This window comes from Leisingera aquimarina DSM 24565, from assembly GCF_000473165.1.
In the GTDB taxonomy this organism is placed as follows: Bacteria; Pseudomonadota; Alphaproteobacteria; order Rhodobacterales; family Rhodobacteraceae; genus Leisingera; species Leisingera aquimarina.
Genome location: NZ_AXBE01000014.1, coordinates 153,026 through 173,807 on the forward strand (window position 1 = coordinate 153,026; position 20,782 = coordinate 173,807).

17 protein-coding genes are annotated in these 20,782 nt (G+C 63.3%); 10 read left to right on the forward strand and 7 right to left on the reverse strand.

Translation table 11 applies throughout. From position 1 onward, the window contains the following. Window positions 1–77 precede the first annotated feature (77 nt). Window positions 78–1,043: an agmatinase gene (gene speB, locus AQUI_RS0103610; protein ID WP_027256283.1), complete on the reverse strand. Its 966-nt coding sequence runs from the start codon at window positions 1,041–1,043 to the stop codon at window positions 78–80. A gap of 128 nt (window positions 1,044–1,171) precedes the next feature. Between speB and AQUI_RS0103615 the strand changes: the two genes are divergently transcribed. Both AQUI_RS0103615 and AQUI_RS31120 read left to right on the forward strand, forming a co-directional pair. Further along, window positions 1,172–2,065 (forward strand): LysR family transcriptional regulator, encoded by an 894-nt coding sequence (locus AQUI_RS0103615; RefSeq protein WP_027256284.1) that lies wholly within the window; start codon window positions 1,172–1,174, stop codon window positions 2,063–2,065. 473 nt (window positions 2,066–2,538) lie between these two features. Beyond that, a complete protein-coding gene (locus tag AQUI_RS31120) occupies window positions 2,539–3,090 on the forward strand; it encodes a TonB-dependent receptor (RefSeq protein ID WP_027256286.1) in 552 nt (183 codons plus the stop codon). A 245-nt stretch (window positions 3,091–3,335) separates the two neighbouring features. Here AQUI_RS31120 and AQUI_RS0103630 read toward each other — a convergent pair whose 3' ends face one another. Next, a complete protein-coding gene (locus tag AQUI_RS0103630) occupies window positions 3,336–4,205 on the reverse strand; it encodes a LysR substrate-binding domain-containing protein (RefSeq protein ID WP_027256287.1) in 870 nt (289 codons plus the stop codon). Between the two features lie 115 nt (window positions 4,206–4,320). On the opposite strand from AQUI_RS0103630, the gene AQUI_RS0103635 reads away from it, so the two are divergent. The 5 genes from AQUI_RS0103635 to AQUI_RS0103655 all read left to right on the forward strand — a co-directional run bounded on the left by AQUI_RS0103635 (window position 4,321) and on the right by AQUI_RS0103655 (window position 10,794). Next, window positions 4,321–5,358, forward strand: a complete 1,038-nt coding sequence (locus AQUI_RS0103635; RefSeq protein ID WP_027256288.1) for a sterol desaturase family protein — start codon at window positions 4,321–4,323, stop codon at window positions 5,356–5,358. Window positions 5,359–5,708: 350 nt separating this feature from the next. Continuing rightward, window positions 5,709–7,217, forward strand: a complete 1,509-nt coding sequence (locus AQUI_RS0103640; protein WP_027256289.1) for an FMN-binding glutamate synthase family protein — start codon at window positions 5,709–5,711, stop codon at window positions 7,215–7,217. 43 nt (window positions 7,218–7,260) lie between these two features. Next, window positions 7,261–8,934 (forward strand): acetolactate synthase large subunit, encoded by a 1,674-nt coding sequence (locus AQUI_RS0103645; RefSeq protein WP_027256290.1) that lies wholly within the window; start codon window positions 7,261–7,263, stop codon window positions 8,932–8,934. After that, entirely contained in the window at window positions 8,931–10,316 is a 1,386-nt protein-coding gene (locus AQUI_RS0103650; protein WP_027256291.1) for an aldehyde dehydrogenase family protein, read from the forward strand. The genes AQUI_RS0103645 and AQUI_RS0103650 overlap by 4 nt, the downstream gene beginning before the upstream one ends. 133 nt (window positions 10,317–10,449) lie before the next feature. Then, complete coding sequence (locus AQUI_RS0103655; RefSeq protein WP_027256292.1) at window positions 10,450–10,794, forward strand: RidA family protein; 345 nt, start codon at window positions 10,450–10,452, stop codon at window positions 10,792–10,794. 89 nt (window positions 10,795–10,883) lie between these two features. On the opposite strand, the gene AQUI_RS0103660 is transcribed toward AQUI_RS0103655, so the two are convergent. The 4 genes from AQUI_RS0103660 to AQUI_RS0103675 all read right to left on the reverse strand — a co-directional run bounded on the left by AQUI_RS0103660 (window position 10,884) and on the right by AQUI_RS0103675 (window position 17,255). Beyond that, window positions 10,884–12,575 carry a BCCT family transporter gene (locus AQUI_RS0103660; RefSeq protein ID WP_027256293.1) on the reverse strand — a complete coding sequence of 564 codons (1,692 nt, stop codon included), beginning with the start codon at window positions 12,573–12,575 and terminating at the stop codon, window positions 10,884–10,886. A 223-nt stretch (window positions 12,576–12,798) separates the two neighbouring features. Next, window positions 12,799–14,220, reverse strand: coding sequence for a carnitine 3-dehydrogenase (locus AQUI_RS0103665; RefSeq protein ID WP_027256294.1), 1,422 nt, complete (start codon window positions 14,218–14,220; stop codon window positions 12,799–12,801). Window positions 14,221–14,372: 152 nt separating this feature from the next. After that, window positions 14,373–15,290, reverse strand: coding sequence for a 3-dehydrocarnitine:acetyl-CoA trimethylamine transferase BcoG (gene bcoG / locus AQUI_RS0103670; protein ID WP_027256295.1), 918 nt, complete (start codon window positions 15,288–15,290; stop codon window positions 14,373–14,375). A gap of 18 nt (window positions 15,291–15,308) precedes the next feature. Continuing rightward, window positions 15,309–17,255: an acetoacetate--CoA ligase gene (locus AQUI_RS0103675; protein ID WP_035919767.1), complete on the reverse strand. Its 1,947-nt coding sequence runs from the start codon at window positions 17,253–17,255 to the stop codon at window positions 15,309–15,311. Between the two features lie 128 nt (window positions 17,256–17,383). Here AQUI_RS0103675 and AQUI_RS0103680 point away from each other — a divergent pair, with 128 nt between their 5' ends. Further along, window positions 17,384–18,370: a GlxA family transcriptional regulator gene (locus tag AQUI_RS0103680; RefSeq protein ID WP_027256297.1), complete on the forward strand. Its 987-nt coding sequence runs from the start codon at window positions 17,384–17,386 to the stop codon at window positions 18,368–18,370. On the opposite strand, the gene AQUI_RS0103685 is transcribed toward AQUI_RS0103680, so the two are convergent. Continuing rightward, window positions 18,367–19,257: an AraC family transcriptional regulator gene (locus AQUI_RS0103685; RefSeq protein WP_027256298.1), complete on the reverse strand. Its 891-nt coding sequence runs from the start codon at window positions 19,255–19,257 to the stop codon at window positions 18,367–18,369. The genes AQUI_RS0103680 and AQUI_RS0103685 overlap by 4 nt on opposite strands. Window positions 19,258–19,444: 187 nt before the next feature. Here AQUI_RS0103685 and AQUI_RS0103690 point away from each other — a divergent pair, with 187 nt between their 5' ends. Both AQUI_RS0103690 and AQUI_RS0103695 read left to right on the forward strand, forming a co-directional pair. Beyond that, window positions 19,445–20,284 (forward strand): SDR family NAD(P)-dependent oxidoreductase, encoded by an 840-nt coding sequence (locus AQUI_RS0103690; protein WP_027256299.1) that lies wholly within the window; start codon window positions 19,445–19,447, stop codon window positions 20,282–20,284. 35 nt (window positions 20,285–20,319) lie between these two features. Then, the gene (locus tag AQUI_RS0103695) at window positions 20,320–20,781 is read left to right on the forward strand and encodes a (2Fe-2S)-binding protein (protein ID WP_027256300.1); all 462 of its coding nucleotides are present in this window, start codon (window positions 20,320–20,322) and stop codon (window positions 20,779–20,781) included. Window position 20,782: the final 1 nt, after the last annotated feature.

Genomic DNA, 20,782 nt, shown 5'->3' on the forward strand with positions numbered 1-20,782 from the left:
TCCCCGGGGTATTTTTGACCAGAAAGAAGCAATTGGGCCGGTCCAGTAAATGCCTTGGCACGCCAACGGGAGAAGGCCTATTTCTTGTTGTGACAGATGAATCCGATGAAGTTCAAGAGCAGCTGCGCGGCCAGAATCTGGGTGCTTTCCGAAGGGTCATAGGCCGGAGCGACCTCGACCAGGTCGATCCCGACCACGTCGCCGCGTTTGCTGAGACCCTGCAAGATCTCCAGCACGTCGTAATACTGGAAACCGCCGTGGCTGGGAGTGCCGGTGCCCGGCGCGATTGAGGGGCAGAAGGCGTCGATGTCGATGGTGACGTAATAGCGCGCGCCTGCGGGGATACGCGCCAGCACCGCATCCGTCCCCAGCTTGCGCACCTGGCGCACGGACAGGATATCCGAGCCGCGCGCCCGTGCGTCCTCGTACCCCTCACGCGCAGTGGAGGAGACATTGCGGATGCCCAGCTGGGTCATGCCGGAGACATAGTCCTTTTCAATCGCGCGTCGCATCGGGTTTCCGTGGCCATCCGTAACACCATGGCGTTCATCGACAAAATCCAGATGCGCGTCGATCTGCACCACGTGGATCGGGCCCTTTTCGGCGCAGTCTCCGGCGTAGGCGCTGATGCAGGGAATGTTGATCGAATGATCGCCGCCGATCGTGACGGGCAAGGCACCAGCCGCCAGGATCTTCTTCACGCCGTATTCGATATTGGCGTGGCTTTCCTCAGTCTTGGTGTGGATGATGTCAGCATCGCCCAGATCGACGATCCGCACGTCTTCGCCCAGGTAGGTGGCGTCATCTTCGTGGTCGTAAGCGCCGGCATGGCCGAAGCTGAACAGCGTCGAGGCCTCGCGCACTGCGCGCGGGCCGAAACGCGCGCCCGAGCGGAACTGGCAGCCGAAATCAAACGGCGCACCAAGGATGGCGACGTCAGCATTTATGCTGTCCCAATCCTCGACATAGGGTTTCTTGCCGAAGGTCGCGATGCCGACAAAGGGCAGGTTCAGGCGGCCGGCTTCGTAACCGTGTCCAGACATATGTGTCTCCATCTAAGGGTCTGGCGGCAACTCAGCACAGCACATTACGTAACAAAATATCATACTGCTTATCTTCATATGACAGTTTTTCATGTAATGCCTGCATGACCACCAGGGAGGACGGCCCCATGAAACTGCTGCGCAACACGCTGCTGGAAACTTTTGTCACCGTGGCCGACTGCGGCGGGTTCTCCGATGCACAGTATGCGCTGGGGATCACCCAGTCCGCCATCAGCATCCGCATCCGCGACCTGGAAACCGCGCTCGGCTATCGGGTGTGCGAGCGCGGCCGCGGCGGGTTCCGGCTGACGGAACGCGGCGCCATCGCCTATCAGAAGGCCCGCAGCATCCTGCGGAGCGCCCGCGATTTCGACGCCGACCTGCTGGAGCTGCGCGATGCGGTCACCGGCGATCTGCGTATCGGCGTGGTTGATGCCGTGAGCAGCCTGCCCGGCCTCAACCTGGCCCAGGCCCTGCAGCAATTTCTGGCCCGCCCGAACCAGGTGCGGCTGGAAATCGTCGTCGCCTCCCCCGCCGATTTGACCCAGCAGCTGATCTCCGGCGCGCTGAATCTGGCCATAGCGCCGTTCCGCAACCAGATCACGGACCTGTCCTATGAGCCGCTGTGCCGCGAAGAGCACCGGCTTTATTGCGGCCGGGACCACCCTCTGTTCACTGCGCCCGATGCGCAGATCAGTCCGCAGGAGATTGCAAGGTATCCGCTCTGCCAGCGCTCTTATGACAGGCTTGTCTCTCCCGGTCTTGGCCGCCCGGATCCAACTGCAGTGGTCGCCAATATGGAAGCAATGGCGATGCTGATCGAGACCGGGCAGTATCTGGGCCCGCTGCCGGTGCATTTCGCGGAAAGCCGGATCAAAGCAGGCCTGTTCCGGGAGCTGGCACACCCGCAGTTGCGCTGGCAGTCCGCCTTTTCGCTTGCGGTCCGGCGCAGTCAGGTTCAGCGGCGCGCGGTGGAATTGTTTGGCCAGGATATGCGCGACGCCTGCAGCGCGGCCCTATAAAGCCCGGGAACGCCGGGCCAGACACTTGTGCGGCACCCGGACTCCGCACAGCCGATTGACAGCGCATTTCGAATTTGTATTTTGCGGCGACCCAGGGAAGCCCCCAGGCAAATCCATCCCTTTTGCCAACAAACAGGCACCGGCCGGTGCATTGCACCCTTTGAGCCGCAAACCTGGGACACCATGATAACTTTCCAACCTGGCCCGGCAGCCGCTGGCCGGCCCGCTCTGCGCGCCCTCATGCGCCGTACCGCCCTTGGCGCTTGCCTCATTGCCGCCCTGCCCGCCGCCGCCCAAGTTCAAGAGCTGGTCGAGCTGGCCGCGGTCATCGTCCGCGACAAGCTGCAATATGCAAGTGCCGACGAAGGCTACCTGGCGCCCGCCACCGAAACCGGGGTGAAATCCGGTGTGCCGCTTGCCGAGGTGCCGCAATCGGTTCCCGGTAGTGACCTCCACCGAGCTGGAGCGGCGCATTGTACCGCGACGGGCTGCCAAACAAATCGCACAACTCTGCCAGCTTCACGATCGCCCCCTACATCTTGGACCGGATTGATCACCTGGATCTGTACCTGGCCTCTACGGGCTTCGCTACCGGTGACATGGGCTTTACCGCGCAAGCCAATGCCGAGGACGCCCATAACATCGGTTTCGACAACTATCCGGAGTGGAAAAGCGGCGGCAACAGCCTGATCGCCGGCGCCGACTACCAGCGCCGCAAGACGGCATACCGCCAGCATCAGGCCTATGGCGTCTATTCCGTCAGCTTTGCCGATCCGGTGTTCGATTTCGACGCCGCCTACCCGCCGCTGGCGGCAGATACCCGCGAGGAATACACCGAAAAAGGCATCTACCTGCAGGACCATTTCAAGTTCGGCAATGGCCTTTCCGTTACCGCAGGCCTGCGCGGCACCAGCTGTCGCTGTGGCCGGACTACGATGCCTCGCAGCTTGTGCCCGGCCTCAGCATTGGCGGCGGGCTGCGGTATAATGACGATGCGTTCTCCACCCAGGACAATCTGCGGGTGACGCCGTCCTACACTCTGGCTGGTCTGGCACTGCGCTATGAATGGCAGGCGATGGAGCTGAACCTGCGGGTCTCAAACCTGTTCGACCGCCGCTATGACAGTGTCTGCTATGACAGCTATGACTGCTCCCGCGGCCAGAAGCGCACCGTGTCCTTCACGATCGGCAAACCTTCTGATCCTTCGGGCGGCGCGGGGCAGCCTGCGCCGTCGCAGCCCGTCACCCGCCAAAACGCACGGCGGCGCGCCTTACTGAAAGATCTCTTCCAGCCAGGCTTCAAACAATTGCTTGCCGGCGTCCTGTTCTGCCGGCGCGGCCATCCCCAGCAAATAATGCGCCTGATCGACCGGCACCGGATCACCGGCAATTTCAATCCGCTTGCCGGTCTCAATCGCAGTCCGGGCAAAGCGTTCCAGCACCACCGCGTAGCCGCCCCCCGCCGCGACAATTTCCAGCGCCGCCACCGTGGTATCAACCGCAAACTGCGCCGCATCGCCGGGCGGCACCAACCCATGCGCATTCAGATAACGCAGCAGCATGTCCTCGAAGCCCAGGATCTGCACCAGCGGCCCCTGCCGCAGCTTTTCCGGGGTCAGCCTGCCGCCGCCCGCCGCGCAAACCGGCACCAGCCGCTCGGTTGAGATCTTACGGGTCGCCGCCCCGTCCCAGCCGCCCGAGCCGAAGCGCAGCTCGACATCCACCTGTTCCGGCGCCTCGGATCTGGCCCAGATGTTGGAGACCAGCCGTACCGAAATGCCCGGATGCCGCTGTGCAAATTCCGGCAGCCTGGGCGCCAGCCACAGCCCGGCGGTGGACATCTGCACCCGCACCGTCAGCATCTGCCCGGTCTCCGCTCCAAACAGGCTGGCAGTGGAAAACGCCATATCCCCCAGCGCCTGACGCAGCGAATAGGCATAGGCCTTGCCCATTTCCGTCAGCGCCAGCCTGCGCGCGGCGCGGGTGAACAGTTTGCAGCCCAGCTCGGCCTCCAATGAGCGCACATGCAGGCTGACCGCGGTCTGGGTCAGCCCCAGCTCCTGCGCCGCCACCGTGAAGCTCAGATGCTGCGCCGCGCTTTCAAACGAGCGCAGCCAGGCCAGGTTGGGCAGTTTCCGCATTTATCACCAAAATTATTTTGCGATTTACCTTCGAATTACTCGTTTTACTTGGCGCAGGCTATCCTCTTATTCCTGTATTCAACGCCGCAACCCGTTTCAGGCGAGGATTTCCCTGATGACCACCACCGACATGAACACCGCTAGCCCGCAGGCAGAGTGCCCCGAGCCCGGCCCGATGAGCCGCGAATGGCATTGGCACCCGGACCTGCCGGTGAATCACGCGCCCTACTGGCACTGGCCGCCCAAGCCCCGCAGGCTGGCAAAATGGCTGTGGCAGAACTGGCTGCAGGTCTCTGACCGTTCAATCTATCTGGCGCTGGCTTTTGCGGTGGCCTTTTGGCTGCAGCCGGTAACCGCAGCGCAGTCCGGTTTCGCCTTTGGCTGGACCTCGATGGTCTTCCTGCGCAACTGGGGGCTGCTGCTGATCGTGGCCGGCGGTCTGCACCTGTGGTTCTATGGCATCGACGGCCAGGGCAAGCTGCTGAAATACGACCCGCGCCCCTACATGAAACGCAAAAATGCCCTCTATAAATTCGGCTATCAGACCTGGGACAACATCTATTACTCGATGGTCTTCGGCGCGAGTTTTCTGTCGGTTCTGGAGTGTTTCCTGCGCTGGACCTACGCCAGCGGATTCACCGGCACACTCAGCTTTGCCGCCCATCCGGTCTGGTTCATCGCCCTGTTTCCGCTGCTGGCGCTGTGGCAGAGCCTGCATTTCTACCTGGTGCATCTGTTCCTGCATCAGCCTTTCATCTACCGCCATGTGCACGCGGTGCATCACCGCAACGTCAACACCGGACCTTGGTCCGGCATGTCGATGCACCCGGTCGAGGCGGCGGGCTACCTTAGCGCCATCCTGATCGTACTGGTGCTGCCCAGCCATCCGGTGCATATGGTTTTCCTCGGTTACTGGCTGATGCTGGGCGCGGCCTCGTCCCATTCGGGGTATGAGGCGATCTGGGCCCGTGACCGTCAGGCCCTGCTGCTGGGCGCTTTCTTTCACCAGCTGCATCACCGCTATTACGAGTGCAATTACGGCAATGCGGAAATGCCCTGGGACAAGTGGTTCGGCACCTATCATGACGGCTCCGAGGACGCGACCCGCCGCACCCGCGACCGCAAACGCCAGATGCACGCACAGGCGAAGTAGCGCACCGGAACGTCAGGCGCTGCGCAACCCGGCCCGTCAAACCGGCTTCCCAGGCACAGGGGGGCCGGCTTATCTGTCTTGCGCGGGGCCCAGCAGCGGCCGCCGCACCCGCAGGCTGGACAAGGTTCCCCCCATTGCCGCACTATCCGGGTATTGGCCGCTCCGTGCGGAACCATTGCGCAATACCGCGCGTTCTCCTTTGCGACAGCAATCTGCCCGTCTCTGCGGCTCCAAAGGAAGTGATCACCCCGTGAATGCAATGCCCGCTACAAAGGCGCATTCTTTATAGGCAAAAACCAGGCCCGCGGAACCAACCGCGCCGCCAAACCTCCAAAGGAGCGACGGAACACATGTCCCAGATATCCAGCACCGTCCTGGCGCTGCTCGAATTCCTGTCTTATGCGTTCATTTTTGTCTTCGGCGCCGGCGTTTTGTGGCTGGTGGTGATCTACATCCGCGACAAGACCCAGACCGACAGCACCCTGCGCCGCAATTACCCGGTGGTGGCCCGTTTCCGCTATTTCTTCGAACATATGGGGGAATTCTTCCGGCAGTATTTCTTTGCCCTGGACCGCGAGGAAATGCCGTTCAACCGGGCCGAACGCTCCTGGGCGTACCGCGCTGCTAAAAACGTGGATTCCACCGTCGCCTTCGGCTCAACCCGCGATCTGCGCCCGGCGGGCACGGTCTATTTCGCCAATTGCCCCTTTCCGGCGCTGGAACAGGACGCCAAGGATCCTGCGGCCGTCACCATCGGCCCCTATGCACGCACGCCTTATACCACCGCGTCGATCTTTAACATTTCCGGCATGAGCTATGGCGCCATTTCCGTTCCCGCCGTGCGGGCGCTGTCGCATGGCGCCAAAAAGGCTGGCATCTGGCTCAACACCGGCGAAGGCGGGCTGTCGCCCTACCACCTGGAAGGCGGCGCCGACATCGTGTTCCAGATCGGCACCGGCAAGTTCGGCGTGCGCAAGCCCGAGGGCGGTTTTGACGAGGATAAGCTGCGCGCGGTCGCGGCGCATGAAACCGTCCGCATGTTCGAACTCAAGCTCAGCCAGGGTGCCAAACCCGGTAAGGGCGGCATCCTGCCCGGCGCCAAGGTGACCGAGGAAATCGCCGCCATCCGCGGCCTCACCCCCGGCCAGGACGCGATCAGCCCCAACCGCCACCCCGAAGTTGACTGCGTCGGCGACCTGCTGGACATGATCGCCTATGTCCGCGACGTGACCGGCAAGCCGGTCGGCTTCAAGGCGGTGGTCGGCGCCTATGGGTTTTTCGAGGGGCTGTGCCAGGAGATCCTGTCGCGCGGTATGAAAAGCGCGCCGGATTTCATCACCATCGACAGCGCCGACGGCGGCACCGGCGCCGCCCCGATGAGCCTGATCGACAATATGGGCATGCCCCTGCGTGAAAGCTTGCCGCTGACGGTGGACATCCTGACCCGCTATGGGTTGCGCGGCCGCATCAAGGTCTGCGCCAGCGGCAAGCTGATCAACCCGTCCGAGGTTGCCTGGGCGTTCTGCGCGGGGGCGGATTTCGTCAATTCCGCACGCGGCTTCATGTTTGCGCTTGGCTGCATCCAGGCGCTGCAGTGCAACAAAAACACCTGCCCTACAGGCATCACCACCCATGACCCCAAGCTGCAGTTCGGTCTGGACCCGGCGAGCAAGTCCGAGCGCGTCGCCTATTACGCCAAGAACATGAAAAAGGAGGTCGGCATCCTCGCCCACAGCTGCGGCGTCGCCGAGCCGCGGCTGCTGAAACGCTATCACGCGCGGATTGTGATGGATAACGGCCGCTCCGTCTCGATGGAGGAGCTGTTTCCGGTGCCGGAGCAGAAACACGCAGCGGAATGATCCCATCCGCCGTCAAAACCATATTCAACGAACAGGAGCCCTCATGCCTGACTCTCATTCTGTACCCCATGGGCCGGTCAAAGCCTCGGACCTCTTTGCCGCCGCGCTGGAGGCTGAAGGTGTCGAGTATGTCTTTGCCGTTCCGGGCGAAGAAAACCTCGACCTGCTGGAATCCCTGCGCACCTCCAAGATCGAACTGGTGCTGACCCGCCATGAACAGGGCGCCGCCTTCATGGCCGCAACCTATGGCCGTCTCACCGGCAAGGCGGGTGTCTGCATGGCCACCCTTGGGCCCGGCGCCACCAACTTTGCCACGCCTGCGGCCTATGCCCATCTGGGCGGCATGCCCTTGATCATGATCACGGGGCAAAAGCCGATCAAGAAATCGAAACAGGGCCAGTTCCAGATCATCGATGTGGTCAATCTGTTTGATCCGATCTGCAAGATGTCCAAGCAGATCGTGCACGGCAACACCATTCCCGCGCTGATCCGCGAGGCCTTCCGCACCGCTGAGGAAGAACGCCCCGGCGCTGTGCTGCTTGAACTGCCCGAGGATATTGCGGCCGAGGAAACCGATACCCCGGTCCTGCAGCCGCATCCCCGCCATTACGCCGTGGCCGGTGACACAGTGCTGAACGAGGCGGCAGAGATGATCCGGGGCGCCAAGATGCCGCTCTTGCTGGTGGGCGCCGGAGCCAACCGCCGCAAGGCGCGCTCTGCCTTGTGCGATTTTGCCGATCTGACCCGGATCCCGTTCTTCAACACCCAGATGGGCAAGGGCGTGATCGACGAACGCTCGGACCTGTTCCTGGGCACTGCTGCGCTGTCCGACGGCGACTATCTGCACTGCGCCATCGAACGCGCCGATCTGATCATCAACGTCGGCCACGATGTGGTCGAAAAACCGCCCTTCTTCATGGTCGAAGGCGGCACCAAGGTGATCCATGTGAACTATAAGGCGGCGCAGGTCGATCAGGTCTATTTCCCGCAGGTTGAGGTGGTCGGCGATCTGGCCCAGACCATCACCCGGCTGGGGGAAATCCTGGGCGGGCCGCTGGATTTCGAGCGCGGCTATTTCGAGCGCATCAAGAAAGAAACCGATGGGCATATTGCCGAAGGCGCCGATGATCCGCGCTTTCCGGTGATCCCGCAGCGGCTGGTGGCCGACACCCGTAAGGTGATGGATGACTGCGATATCATCGCGCTGGACAATGGCATCTACAAGATCTGGTACGCCCGCAACTACAAGGCCTATCAACCCAACACCGTGCTCTTGGACAATGCACTGGCGACCATGGGCGCTGGCCTGCCCTCGGCGATGATGGCGGCGCAGCTGAACCCTGACCGCCGGGTGATGGCAATCTGCGGCGACGGCGGCTTTATGATGAACAGCCAGGAACTGGAAACCGCCGTCCGCCTGGGCCTCAACCTGGTGGTGACAGTGCTGAACGACAGCTCCTACGGCATGATCCGCTGGAAGCAGGCGCACGCAGGCTTTGCCGACTGGGGGCTGGAATTCGGCAATCCGGATTTTGTCCAATACGCAAACAGCTATGGCGCCACCGGCCACCGGATTGCGCGCACCGAAGACCTGGTGCCGACGTTCGAGAAAGCTTTTGCCGCGGGCGGCGTGCATTTGATCGACGTGCCGGTTGATTACAGCGAAAACCAGCGCGTGCTGATTGATGAGCTGGCCGCAAAGGTGTGCCTGATATGAGCAAGACAATCGAGGTTGTGAACCCCTACTCGCTGGAATGCATCGGCAGCGTTGAAACAACCGGCTGGGAGCAGATCGACGCAATGCTGGACACGGCGCACGGGCTGTTCCGCCAACGGGATGGCTGGCTTCCGGCCTATCAGCGGATCGAAATTCTCAAGAAAACCGCCCGGCTGATGGAGGCGCGGTTTGACGAACTGGCCCTGCTGATCGCCAGCGAGGGCGGTAAACCGCTAGTGGACGCCCGCGTGGAGGTCAAACGCGCCATCGACGGGGTGGAACTCTGCGTGCATGAGATCGGCCAGATGACGGGCCGCGAAATCCCGATGGACCTGACCGCGGCGGGTGCCGGCCGCATTGCCTTTACCCAGCGCGAGCCGATTGGCGTGGTGGTGGCCGCCAGCGCCTTTAACCACCCGCTGAACCTGATCGTGCATCAGGTGGCGCCTGCCGTGGCCACCGGCTGCCCGGTGATTGTGAAACCGGCGCAGGACACGCCTCTGTCCTGCCAGACCTTTGTTGCCATGCTGCACGAGGCCGGCCTGCCGCAGGACTGGTGCCGCGATGTGGTCTGCAGCAACGAGGTGGCCGAACAGATGATCACCGACGCCCGCGTCGGTTTCTTCTCCTTCATCGGCTCTGCCCGTGTCGGCTGGATGCTGCGCTCCAAACTTGCGCCCGGCACCCGCTGCGCGCTGGAACACGGCGGCGCCGCCCCGGTGATCGTGGCAGAGGATGCAGACATCGACGCCATGATCCCGGCGCTGGCAAAGGGCGGCTTCTACCATTCCGGCCAGGTCTGTGTTTCGGTCCAGCGGGTGTTTGCGCCTGCTGCCAAGGCCGAAGAAATTGCGCAGAAACTGGTCGAGGCCGCACAGGCACTGAAAGTGGGCGATGCCACCGATCCAAGCGTCGATTGCGGCCCGCTGATCCGCCCCGCCGAGGTCGACCGGGTCGAAGACTGGGTGAATGAAGCCGTGCAGGGCGGCGCCAAGGTTCTGACCGGCGGCAAGCGCCTGGGCGCGACCACCTATGCCCCCACCGTGCTGCTGGACCCGCCGGCAGAGGCCCGCGTGTCGCAACAGGAGATCTTCGGCCCGGTGATCTGCGTCTACAGCACCGCCAGCATCCCGCAAGCGATTGAGGTTGCCAACAGCCTGCCCGTCGCATTTCAGGCCGCGGTCTTCACCAAAAGCCTGGACACCGCCATGCAAACTGTCCGCCAGCTGGATGCCACTGCGGTGATGGTCAACGATCACACCGCCTTCCGCGTTGACTGGATGCCCTTTGCCGGCCGCCGCCAGTCCGGCTACAACACTGGCGGCATCAGTTACACCATGCATGACATGACCCAGGACAAGATGGCGGTGATCAAACTCTGACATCGCCGTACCGGGGCGCGGCCCGAGACTGGCCATGCCCCGGCAATGCCCTGGCACATCCCGTTTCACCCTTTCAGCCCTGCCGCTCTGCCGCTATGACCGCCTCATCCCTGCAAATGAGAGGCACCAAACCATGACCATCACCCGTTCCGGCACCACCGCCCGCTCCAGCAAGATCGTCAAGCACAACGGTGTTGCCTACTTCAGCGGCCAGGTTTCCGAGGCCGAAACTGCAGCAGATCAAACCCGCGAGATCCTGGCCAAGGTCGACGCCCTGCTGGCCGAGGCAGGCAGCGACAAGACCCGCCTCTTGCAGACCGTGATCTGGCTGTCCGACATGTCCTATTTCGCTGAGCTGAACGAAGTCTGGAACGCCTGGGTTCCCGAAGGCCACGCCCCCGCCCGCGCCTGCGGCGAGGCCACGCTGGCGCGCGAGATCCTGAAGGTCGAGATCATCGTCACCGCCGCCTGCGACTGATACAGGCTGAGAAGATTGTCAGCTGACAATTTTTGCGCGCCGGGCCTTTCGCAGGCCCGGCGCCTTTTGTTTCTGCGGTCTGAGCCGCCTCAGGCGTGCAGATCCTGCGTGATCCTTGTGCCGTCCGGTGCGGCGCCCGCCTCGCTGATCGGCGCAGCCGAGGGGTCGCTCTTCAGCGATTTGTAAAGTCCTACGGTCATCCCGATGATCACAAAGGAAATCGGGAAGGCCGCCGCAATCGACGCGGTCTGCAAGGCGCTAAGACCGCCCGCCATCAGCAGCACAATCGCCGTGGCGCCAATACCCGCGCCCCAGATGATGCGGAACTTCTTTGGCGGGTTGTCATCCCCCATCGACAGCATGGTGGTGATCACCAGCGTGCCGGAGTCCGCCGAGGTCACAAACCACGAGAACAACAGCAGCGTTGCCAGCGCCGACAGCGGCCAGGCGGTCCAGCTCAGGTCGCCGAGCCAGGAAGTGGCGCCCAGATTGCCGATGGTGCCATAAAGCGCCGCAGGCAGATCCCAGGCCCGCACAGTGGCGATAATCCCGGCGCCGCCTTCCGCAGCCGGGCCCGCGCCCATGTTCATTTCCTGCCAGATCGCATTGCCGCCGAACATGCAAAGCCAGAAGAAGCCGATAGCTGTCGGAACAAACAGCACGCCCACCATGAACTCGCGAATGGTGCGCCCGCGCGAAATGCGGGCGATGAACATGCCCACCATCGGCGCCCATGCGATCCACCAGCCCCAGTAGAAGATGGTCCAGCCGCCCTGCCAGGCGATGTTCTCATCCGAGCTTGCAGTCCAGAAACCCATCGGGATGAAGTTCCAGATGTAATCGCCCAGCGTGGTCACATAGAAGCCGAGCAGCCACTTGACCGGCCCGATCACCACAAAAGCCAGCAGCAGGAACATCGACAGCCAGATGTTCCATTCGGAGATGATCCGGATGCCCTTGCCGACGCCCGAAACGGTCGAGGCGGTGGCGATGATGGTCACGACCACGATCAGCACGATCTTCAGCGTCATCGTCGGCTCCAGCCCGAACAGCACGTTCAGGCCGGTCGCCATCTGGCTGGTGCCCAGACCCAGAGAAGTCGCGATGCCAAAGACCGAGCCGAACACTGCCAGCAGGTCGATGCAATGCCCCCAGGGGCCATAGATCTTGTCGCCGATCAGCGGATAGAACGCCGACCGGATGGTCAGCGGCAGCTTCTTGCGGAAGCCGAAATAGGCGAGGCACAGCCCGACGATCACATACAGGGCCCAGCCGTGGAACCCCCAGTGGAAATAGGTCACCCGCATCGCGTCAACCGCGCGCTGCATGTTCATTTCCGAATGGCCCGCCAGCTCGGCATGCGGGTTGTTCGGATAGCCCCAAACCGCCGAGTTGTCGAAATAGAATATCGGCTCAGCCACGCCAAAGAACAGGATGCCGATGCCGATACCGGCGGAAAACAGCATCGCAAACCAGCTGAAGTTGGTGAATTCCGGGCGCGAGTCGTCATCCCCCAGCCGGAGGCTGCCGAATTTCGAGAACATCAAGAAGAAGCAGAAGAACATGATCCCGGCCAGAACCGAGATGTAATACCAGCTGAGACCGCCTTCGATCCAGCTGCGCACCGATTTATACAGGCCGCCTGCGAATTCCACGTTCAAAACTGTGAAAATAACAAAAGCGGCGATCATCGCCTTGGCGGCGATGCCCATCCCCGGATGCAGACCGGTAAAGAAACCGGATTTCGCCACCAGGTGGCTGTTGGAATTGCTTTCGGACATATGGCCCTCCCTTTGTCCCTATACGCTTGCGCTCCCCGGATCCTCCGCCCAGGAAAGCTGCCCGGTCCGTGCAGACGGGATGAAGCCCTCCCGTTTGCACAGCTGTCCGGAAAATCCCTCCCCCGGGGTGCCGCCTCTGCCGCGGGCAAATTGCGGACCGGATCGGGGAGGAGACCCGGCCCGCATAAGGAAAACCGGCAGCCGCAAACTGCCGGTTCCCAAATTATCCGCGCTGGCCGACGTGGCGCCCGGCGCCCTCCGGCAACGCCAGCCCGGCATGGGCGGCGGCAAAACTTGCCAGTTTGTCGGCGACCTCCGGCGACGGCAGCGAGGTGCCCCGCGCGTTCAGGTCCATGTGCAAAAGCAGCGTTTCCACCGTCGCCGCCAGCTTTCCCTCGGGGCCAATCAGGCGGTGGAACAGATGCATCTTCTTGCCTGCGCCCTGCAGCACCTGGGTGGTCACACTCAGCGCATTGCCCACGTGCAGCTCGTCCAGGAACCGCACGTGGTTCTCGACGGTGAAATAACTGCCGCCCGCGGCGATGTACTCCGCATCGCAGCCGATCATCTCCATGAAGCGGTCGGTCGCCTGGGCCGAAGCCTCGGTGTAATGCGCCTCGTTCATATGGCCGTTGTAGTCGGTCCAGCTCTGCGGCACCGGGCGGTAGACGGTGACCGGCAGATCAGCCGCCTCCGGCACGGGCAGCATCGCCTCATGCGCAGTGATCACACCGCCAGCCCCGCTGCCGGATTTCTTCAGCGCCCGCATCATGCCAACCAGGTTGTCATCCCGCAGCCGCTCCAGATCGCGGATCGGCATATGCCCGGATTGCGCATCCGACTGGCCCGCGATCAAATCCACCAGCTCCTCGGTGAACTCCGGCACATCCATCAGCTTGGTCCAGGGCCATTCCAGCGCCGGGCCGAACTGCGCCATGAAATGCTTCATACCCGCCTCGCCGCCGGCAATCCGGTAGGTCTCAAACAGGCCCATCTGCGCCCACCTGAGGCCGAAGCCCATGCGGATCGACTCGTCCAGCTCCTCGGTGGTGCAGATGCCGTCCTTGATCAGCCACAGGCCTTCGCGCCAGACCGCTTCCAGCAGCCGGTCGGCGATATGCGCGTCGATCTCCTTGCGCACGGTCAGCGGGTACATCCCCACTTCGCGCAACAGGTCCGAGGCTTGCGCGCAAGTGTCTGCATCGCCCACCAGCTCGACCAGCGGCAGCAGGTAGACCGGGTTGAACGGATGCGCCACCACAGCGCGGGCGCCCTCGGCGTTCAGCTCCGACGGCTTGAACCCTGAGGTCGAAGAGCCGATCACCGCGCTAGCAGGCGCGTGCGCCTGAATCTGCGCGTGGATCTTGTGTTTCAAGTCCAGCCGTTCCGGCACGCTTTCCTGGATCCAGGAGGCCTCTGACACGGCCTCCGCCATATCCGCGTGAAAGGTCAGCGCGCCTTCAGCCGGCAGCGCCTTGTCATAGAGCGACGGCAAGGAGCGCCGGGCATTGGCCAGCACTTCGCCGATCTTGCGTTTTGCGTCCGGGTCCGGGTCGAACACCCGCACGTTCCAGCCGTTCAGAAGGAACCGCGCGGCCCAACCGCCGCCGATCACCCCGCCGCCGATAATTGCTGCTGTCTTCATCTGATGCCCTCATAAGAACCGCCCGGTTCTTCCTCTTGCCGAAAATATCCTGGGGGTTTGGGGGCAAGCCCCCAAATTGCCTCCGGTGCCGCAGCGCGGCGGTGCACAGGAGGCGTACCGGGGGTGCACACAGGCCACCCCCGGTTTCCCGCTTACTTCACCACCGGCGCCCGCTTGGTCAGGCCCAGCTTCTCACGCACTGCATCCGGGCCGATGATCCTGGCGCCCATACCCTCGATCACGCCAACCGCGCGCTCCACCAGCTGCGCATTGGTCGCCAGCACGCCTTTCTCCAGGAACAGGTTGTCTTCCAGCCCAACCCGCACGTTGCCGCCCGCCAGCACCGACTGGGCCGCATAAGGCATCTGATCCCGGCCCAGCGAGAACGCCGACCAGGTCCACTCAGCCGGCACATTGTTGACCATCGCCACGAAAGTGTTGAGGTCGTTCGGCGCCCCCCACGGCACCCCCATGCACAGCTGCACCAGTGCGTTCGGCTCCAGAATTCCCTCTTTTACCAACTGCTTGGCAAACCACAGGTGGCCGGTGTCAAAGGCTTCGATCTCCGGCTTCACGCCCAGATCGGTCATCATCTGCCCCATCGCGCGCAGCATGCCGGGGAAATTGGTCATGACGTAATCGGCCTCGGCAAAGTTCATGGTGCCGCAGTCGAGGGTGCAGATTTCTGGCAGGCATTCGGCGATATGAGCCATCCGCTCTGTCGCGCCGATCATGTCGGTCGCCGCCGCGTTGACCGGGAACGGACTTTCAACGCCACCGAACACGATGTCGCCGCCCATGCCGGCGGTCAGGTTCAGCACCACATCCACCTCCGAGTCGCGGATCCGGTCGGTAAGCTCCCGGTAAAGCTCAAGCTTCCGGGACGGCGCACCGGTCTCCGGGTCGCGCACGTGGCAGTGCACAACCGCTGCGCCAGCCTTGGCGGCCGCGATTGCCGACTCGGCAATCTGCTTGGGCGAGCGCGGCACATGCGGGGATTTGTCCTGGGTGCCGCCAGAGCCGGTCACGGCAGCAGTGATGAAGACGTCTCGGTTCATGGTCAGGGGCATGGTTTCGCTCCTTTGGGGTCAGGTTTGCAATTCAGGGTGATCCGCAAACAGCTCCAGCGCCTGCGGGTTCGCCAGGCCGGAAAGATTGCGGACGGGGTGTTTGTTCACCACATCGCGCACCGCCAGCTCGGCGGTTTTGCCGGATTTGGTGCGCGGGATGTCAGTAACGGCGATGATCTTCGCAGGCACATGGCGCGGCGAGGCGTTCTTGCGGATTTCCGTTTTGACAAGGGCGGTTAGCGCGTCATCCAGCACCGCGCCCTCTGCGGTCTGCACAAACAGAACCACCCGCACGTCGTTGTCGAGGGTCTGGCCGACAACGACGGCGTCGGCGACCTCTTCGATCTTGTCGAGCTGACGGTAGATCTCTGCTGTGCCAATCCGCACGCCGCCGGGGTTCAGCGTCGCATCCGAACGGCCCAGCACCACGTAGCCGCCTTGCTCCGTGCGGATGGTGAAATCGCCCTGCCGCCAAATGTTCGGGTAGGTCTCATAATAGCTGGCCCGGTAGCGGGCATTGCCCGGATCGTTCAGGAACCGGGTCGGCATCGACGGATGCGCATTGCGGCAGACCAGCTCGCCCGCCACGCCCTCGACCGCTTCGCCCTGATCGTTCAGGGTCGCGGCATCCAGCCCCAGCATCGGCGCCTGGATCTCGCCCTGATGCACCGGCAGCACCGGGCAGCCGCCGATGAAGCAGCCCAGAATATCGGTACCGCCGCAGATCGAGGCCAGCTGCACATCCGCCTTCCAGTCGGCATAGACATGGGCAAAGCCTTCGGGAGAGAGCGGCGAGCCGGTCGACAGAACCACCCGCAGGGCGTCCAGATCGTGGCTATCCGCAGGCCGGTTCCGGCGTTTCAGCGAGGCGTCTATGTATTTGGCGGATATACCAAAATGGGTGACTTTCTCGGCCTCCACGACGTCGAACAGCCGGCTGATGCCGGGATGCGCCGGGTTGCCGTCGAACAGCACGATAGAGGCCTCCGATGCCAGCGCCGCCACCTGCCAGTTCCACATCATCCAGTTGCAGGTTGTGTAATAGAACATCCGGTCGCCGGGGCGCAGGTCGCAGTGCAGCTGCTGCTCCACCAGCATCCGCAACAGGGTGCCGCCGCCGGAATGCTCAATGCACTTGGGCTTGCCCGTGGTTCCCGAGGAAAACATCACATAGAGCGGATCGCGGAACCCCATCAGGCGGCAGTCCAGCGCTGGGGCATCTTTCTGTTTGAACGCCTCATAGGGCTGCACCCCCTCCGGAAGCGCCGCAGCATCGCCCGCATAGGGCCAGACCACGATGTGCTCAATGGACGGCACCCGGGCGGCGACCTCGGCAATGGCGGCGCGGGTTTCAAAGGTCTTGCCGTTGTAGAAGTAACCGTCGGCGGCAAACATCAGCTTGGGCGCGATCTGGCCGAACCGGTCCACCACCACGTCCGGCCCGCTTTCCGGCGCGCAGGAGGACCAGACCGCGCCCAGCGACGCCGTCGCCAGCATCGCAGCCACGGTTTGCGGCATGTTCGGGACATAGCCGGCCACATGGTCGCCCGCTGCGATCCCGGCGGCGCGCAGGGCGGCAGCAAGCTGTTCCACCTCGCGCTTCAGCCCGGCCCGGGTCCAGGCCATGCGACGGCCGTCTTCGCCAATGAAGACAATGGCCTCGCGCCCGTCGGCGTTCTTCAGAAAAGTGTCCACGATGTTCAGCCGCGCCCCGGGGAAGAACCGCACCTGCATCGGGTCGGCATCCGCCACCAGCGGCACCGCGCCCTTGTCCCCGATGAGCCCGCAGAAATCCCAGGTCAGCGGCCAGAATTCCTGTGGCTGGGCAACCGACCAGGCATGCATACCGGCGAAACTGTCCAGCGCCGTGCCAGCGGCGGCAGAAGCCTGCGCCATGAACTCACACAGCAGAGGTTTGCGGCGCGCCGAAAGATCCGGCTGCCAGAGAAGGGGAGCAGTTGTCATGGGACTATCAGTGATTAGAGAGCGGGCGTCGGTTCAGCGTCGGCGGGTGGTCAAGAGGCTTGACTTCGGCTGTGATTAGCCCACGAATTGACCCTACGCTTATACAGTTTTGGTCAAAAAACACACAAATGCCGTCAAATCCGCCGCCAACCTTTGAGTTTCTGCTGTTCGACGGGTTTTCGAACATGGTGCTGGCCAGCGCCATGGAGCCGCTGCGCGACGTACGGATGAATGCAGGGCAGGAGACGGCGGGCTGGCGCGTCAGCACCCTGGACGGGGCGCCGGTCAGCAGCTCCAGCGGATTGCAGATCACCCCGGACGGCAGTTTTGACGAACGCGCAGGCAACCGCACCCTGGTGCTGGTTGCGGGCTACCGCGTGCGCGAACAGCTCAGCCCGGCGTTGCTTGCAAAGCTCAGGACCGCCACCCGGCAGGCCAGGCTGGTTCTGGCGCTGGACACCGCCGCCTGGCTGCTGGCTGCTGCGGGGGTGCTGGACGGCCATACCGCGACAATCCACTGGCAGGAGCTGGACGCCTTTGCCGAAACCTTCCCCAAGGTCGAAGTCTCCACCGCGCGGTTTGTACGCTCCGGTGCGTTCCTGACCTGCGGCGGCGCCAGCACTGCGCTCGACATGATGCTGAGCCTCATCCAGGACCTCTATGGATCTGCCGCGGCCTTTGGCGCTTCCACCATGTTTGTCTACGACCCCTCGCGCCAGTCAGAACTGAACCGCGGCGCGGCACGGCTGGAGCAGAAGGGCTCAGCCAAGATCCTGCAGGCGGCCAACCTGATGGCGGAGACTATCGAGGCGCCTTTGAACACCGCCGACCTGGCAAGACGGGTGTCGCTGTCCGAACGCACCCTGGCCCGCGCATTCCAGCGCGAACTGGGCATGACGCCGGGCAAATACTACAAGATGCTGCGGCTTCAGCACGCCCGCTATCTGTCCGAGGAAACCAATTTGAGCCTGGAGCAGATTGCACTGCGTTGCGGGTTTTCCTCGGCGTCCTCATTGGGGCGGTCCTACAGCGGGCTTTATGGCCGGACCATCCGCGAGGCGCGGGTTCAAGAAGAGCCTTGGGTGGCATCCAGCCATAAAACCGGAGGACGCTAGGACGCTGCCGCCGGCAGCGGTTTTTCATCCCGCGGCGGCACCCCGAATTTGCGGGCATATTCGCGGCTGAACTGTGTCGGGCTTTCATAACCCACGTCATAAGCCGCCGCCGCGACCGAAGTGCCGCCGCTGATCAGCAGGCGGCGGGCCTCCATCAGGCGCAGCTCCTTTTGGTACTGCAGCGGCGTGGTCGATGTCAGGGTTTTGAAATGCTCATGAAAGGTGGACTGGCTCATGCCCGCCGCGGCAGCCAGATCCGCCACCGGCAGCTGGGCCTTGTACCGGTCCCGGATCATCGCAATCGCCTTGGAAATCCGGCTGGCCGGACTTTCGTGCAATAACAGCTGCCGCAGCATGCCGCCGTGCTGGGCGCGCAGCAGACGGAAATGGATCTCCTTCAGCACCAGGGGTGCCAGTGCCTGGACCTCGACCGGGTTCTGCGACAGGCGGAACAACCGCCCGATTGCGTCAATCAGCGCCGCATCGCTGTCTGCCACGCTCATTGAATGCGACGCCGGTTCCTGCCCCTCCGCGGCGCCGACCTCGTCATAAAGGCTGCGCGCGGTGGCCAGGTCCAGCCGCAGCGCCAGCGACACATAGGGACGCCCGGGCGAGGCATCGATGACACCCGCCATCACCGGCAGCGCATGGCTGACGATCAGCGACATGCCCGCGCTGTAACGGATCGTGCGGTCCTCCAGCTGCGCCTCCTTGGCGCCTTGCAGCACCAGGCACATGACCGGCTCATAGACCATCGCCTGAAATACGGTCGGGTTCTCGCGGCAAAAGGCAAACAGCCCGCCGACCCCGGTTTCGCAACCGTCTTCCGGCGCGCCTCTTTCGCGGACAAAGGCGACAACCTCTTCGATCAGATCCTGCGGCACCATGGGCGCTCCTCCTCTGCTGCCCGACTATAGGCTGGCGGCGGCGGCGGCAGAACCGCAAATCACGGCGCTTCGGAGGATCAGGCAGATCATCCGGAGGATCAGGCACGGCCAAAGCCGCATTTCCCCCTACCTTTGCTGCCAACACCGCCGGGCAGGGCCCGCGCGGCCATATCAGGGAGGAAGACCGATGTATGCCAAAGCAATAGAAACAGGCGGTCTGGCCGTTGTGACCGGTGGTGCCAGCGGGGTCGGCCTGGCGGCGGCGGAACGTTTCGCCCAGGCCGGGCTGGGTGTGGTACTGGCCGACCTGCCGGGCAAGGCGCTGGAGCAGGCGGCGGCGAAACTGCGCAGCCTGGTGCAGCCTGGCGCCCCGGTGCTGGCCGTCCCCACCGATGTCAGCAACGCAGAGGCGGTTCAGGCATTGGCCGATACAGCCTTCGACGCAGGCGAGGTGGCGGTGCTGATGAACAACGCAGGCATCGCCCGCCCCTCCGGCAGCTGGGAAGAACCGGAGGCCTGGCGTGCCATGATCGAGGTGAACCTTTTTGGCGTGCTGAACGGCATGCAGGCCTTCCTGCCCCGCATGATTGCCGCGGCGCGGCCCGCGGTGGTGATCAACACCGGCTCGAAACAGGGCATCACCACGCCGCCGGGCAACCCGGGCTACAATGTCTCCAAGGCCGGCGTGAAGGTTCTGACCGAAATGCTGGCGCATGATTTGCGGCAGGCTGAGGCCCCGATCACCGTGCATCTGTTTGTGCCCGGCTTCACCTATACCGGCATGATTGCCCGTTTCATGCCCGAAAAACCCGCCTCTGCCTGGACTTCGGAACAAACCGTCGGTCACCTGCTCACCCGCATGGGCGCCGGCGACTTCTATATTCTTTGCCCGGACAGTGACGCCACACCGGCGCGCGACCGCCGCCGGGTCGCCTGGGCGCTTGGCGATATCCTGGAAAACCGCCCGGCCCTGTCGCGCTGGCATCCCGAATACGCCGATGCCTTTGCAGACTTCGAACAATCCTGAACCAGACATTCCAGCCAAGGGGAGGCCCCACAGCCATGGCGATATCACTGAAACTCAACGGCCAGACACATCAGGTCGAGGCAGCCCTCGGAACCCCGCTGTTGTGGGTGATCCGGGATGAACTGAAGCTGACCGGCACCAAGTTCGGCTGCGGCGTTGCAGCCTGCGGCGCCTGCACCGTGCATCTGGACGGAGAACCGGTACGCTCCTGCCAGACCTACGTGGAGGATGCCGAGGGCGCCGAGATCACCACAATCGAAGGATTGAACTCGAGGGTTTCCGAGGCGGTTCAGGCCGCCTGGGTCGAGCTGGATGTAGTGCAATGCGGTTATTGCCAGTCGGGCCAGATCATGTCTGCCGTGGGCTTGCTGAGCGAAAACCCCAAGCCGACAGCCGGGGAGATCGACGAATACATGAACGGCAATGCCTGCCGCTGCGCTACCTACCAGCGCATCCGCGCCGCGATCCTGCGCGCATCCGACATGATGGAGGCCTGAT

What these genes read in the sequence shown, in the direction of transcription:
- AQUI_RS0103695 (WP_027256300.1), top strand. Translation starts at nt 20,320, where the DNA reads ATGGCGATATCACTGAAACTCAACGGCCAGACACATCAGGTCGAGGCA.
- AQUI_RS0103675 (WP_035919767.1), bottom strand. Translation starts at nt 17,255, where the DNA reads ATGACAACTGCTCCCCTTCTCTGGCAGCCGGATCTTTCGGCGCGCCGC.
- AQUI_RS0103650 (WP_027256291.1), top strand. Translation starts at nt 8,931, where the DNA reads ATGAGCAAGACAATCGAGGTTGTGAACCCCTACTCGCTGGAATGCATC.
- AQUI_RS0103645 (WP_027256290.1), top strand. Translation starts at nt 7,261, where the DNA reads ATGCCTGACTCTCATTCTGTACCCCATGGGCCGGTCAAAGCCTCGGAC.
- AQUI_RS0103640 (WP_027256289.1), top strand. Translation starts at nt 5,709, where the DNA reads ATGTCCCAGATATCCAGCACCGTCCTGGCGCTGCTCGAATTCCTGTCT.
- AQUI_RS0103665 (WP_027256294.1), bottom strand. Translation starts at nt 14,220, where the DNA reads ATGAAGACAGCAGCAATTATCGGCGGCGGGGTGATCGGCGGCGGTTGG.
- AQUI_RS0103655 (WP_027256292.1), top strand. Translation starts at nt 10,450, where the DNA reads ATGACCATCACCCGTTCCGGCACCACCGCCCGCTCCAGCAAGATCGTC.
- AQUI_RS0103680 (WP_027256297.1), top strand. Translation starts at nt 17,384, where the DNA reads ATGCCGTCAAATCCGCCGCCAACCTTTGAGTTTCTGCTGTTCGACGGG.
- AQUI_RS0103635 (WP_027256288.1), top strand. Translation starts at nt 4,321, where the DNA reads ATGACCACCACCGACATGAACACCGCTAGCCCGCAGGCAGAGTGCCCC.
- AQUI_RS0103630 (WP_027256287.1), bottom strand. Translation starts at nt 4,205, where the DNA reads ATGCGGAAACTGCCCAACCTGGCCTGGCTGCGCTCGTTTGAAAGCGCG.
- bcoG (WP_027256295.1), bottom strand. Translation starts at nt 15,290, where the DNA reads ATGCCCCTGACCATGAACCGAGACGTCTTCATCACTGCTGCCGTGACC.
- AQUI_RS0103660 (WP_027256293.1), bottom strand. Translation starts at nt 12,575, where the DNA reads ATGTCCGAAAGCAATTCCAACAGCCACCTGGTGGCGAAATCCGGTTTC.
- speB (WP_027256283.1), bottom strand. Translation starts at nt 1,043, where the DNA reads ATGTCTGGACACGGTTACGAAGCCGGCCGCCTGAACCTGCCCTTTGTC.
- AQUI_RS0103615 (WP_027256284.1), top strand. Translation starts at nt 1,172, where the DNA reads ATGAAACTGCTGCGCAACACGCTGCTGGAAACTTTTGTCACCGTGGCC.
- AQUI_RS0103685 (WP_027256298.1), bottom strand. Translation starts at nt 19,257, where the DNA reads ATGGTGCCGCAGGATCTGATCGAAGAGGTTGTCGCCTTTGTCCGCGAA.
- AQUI_RS0103690 (WP_027256299.1), top strand. Translation starts at nt 19,445, where the DNA reads ATGTATGCCAAAGCAATAGAAACAGGCGGTCTGGCCGTTGTGACCGGT.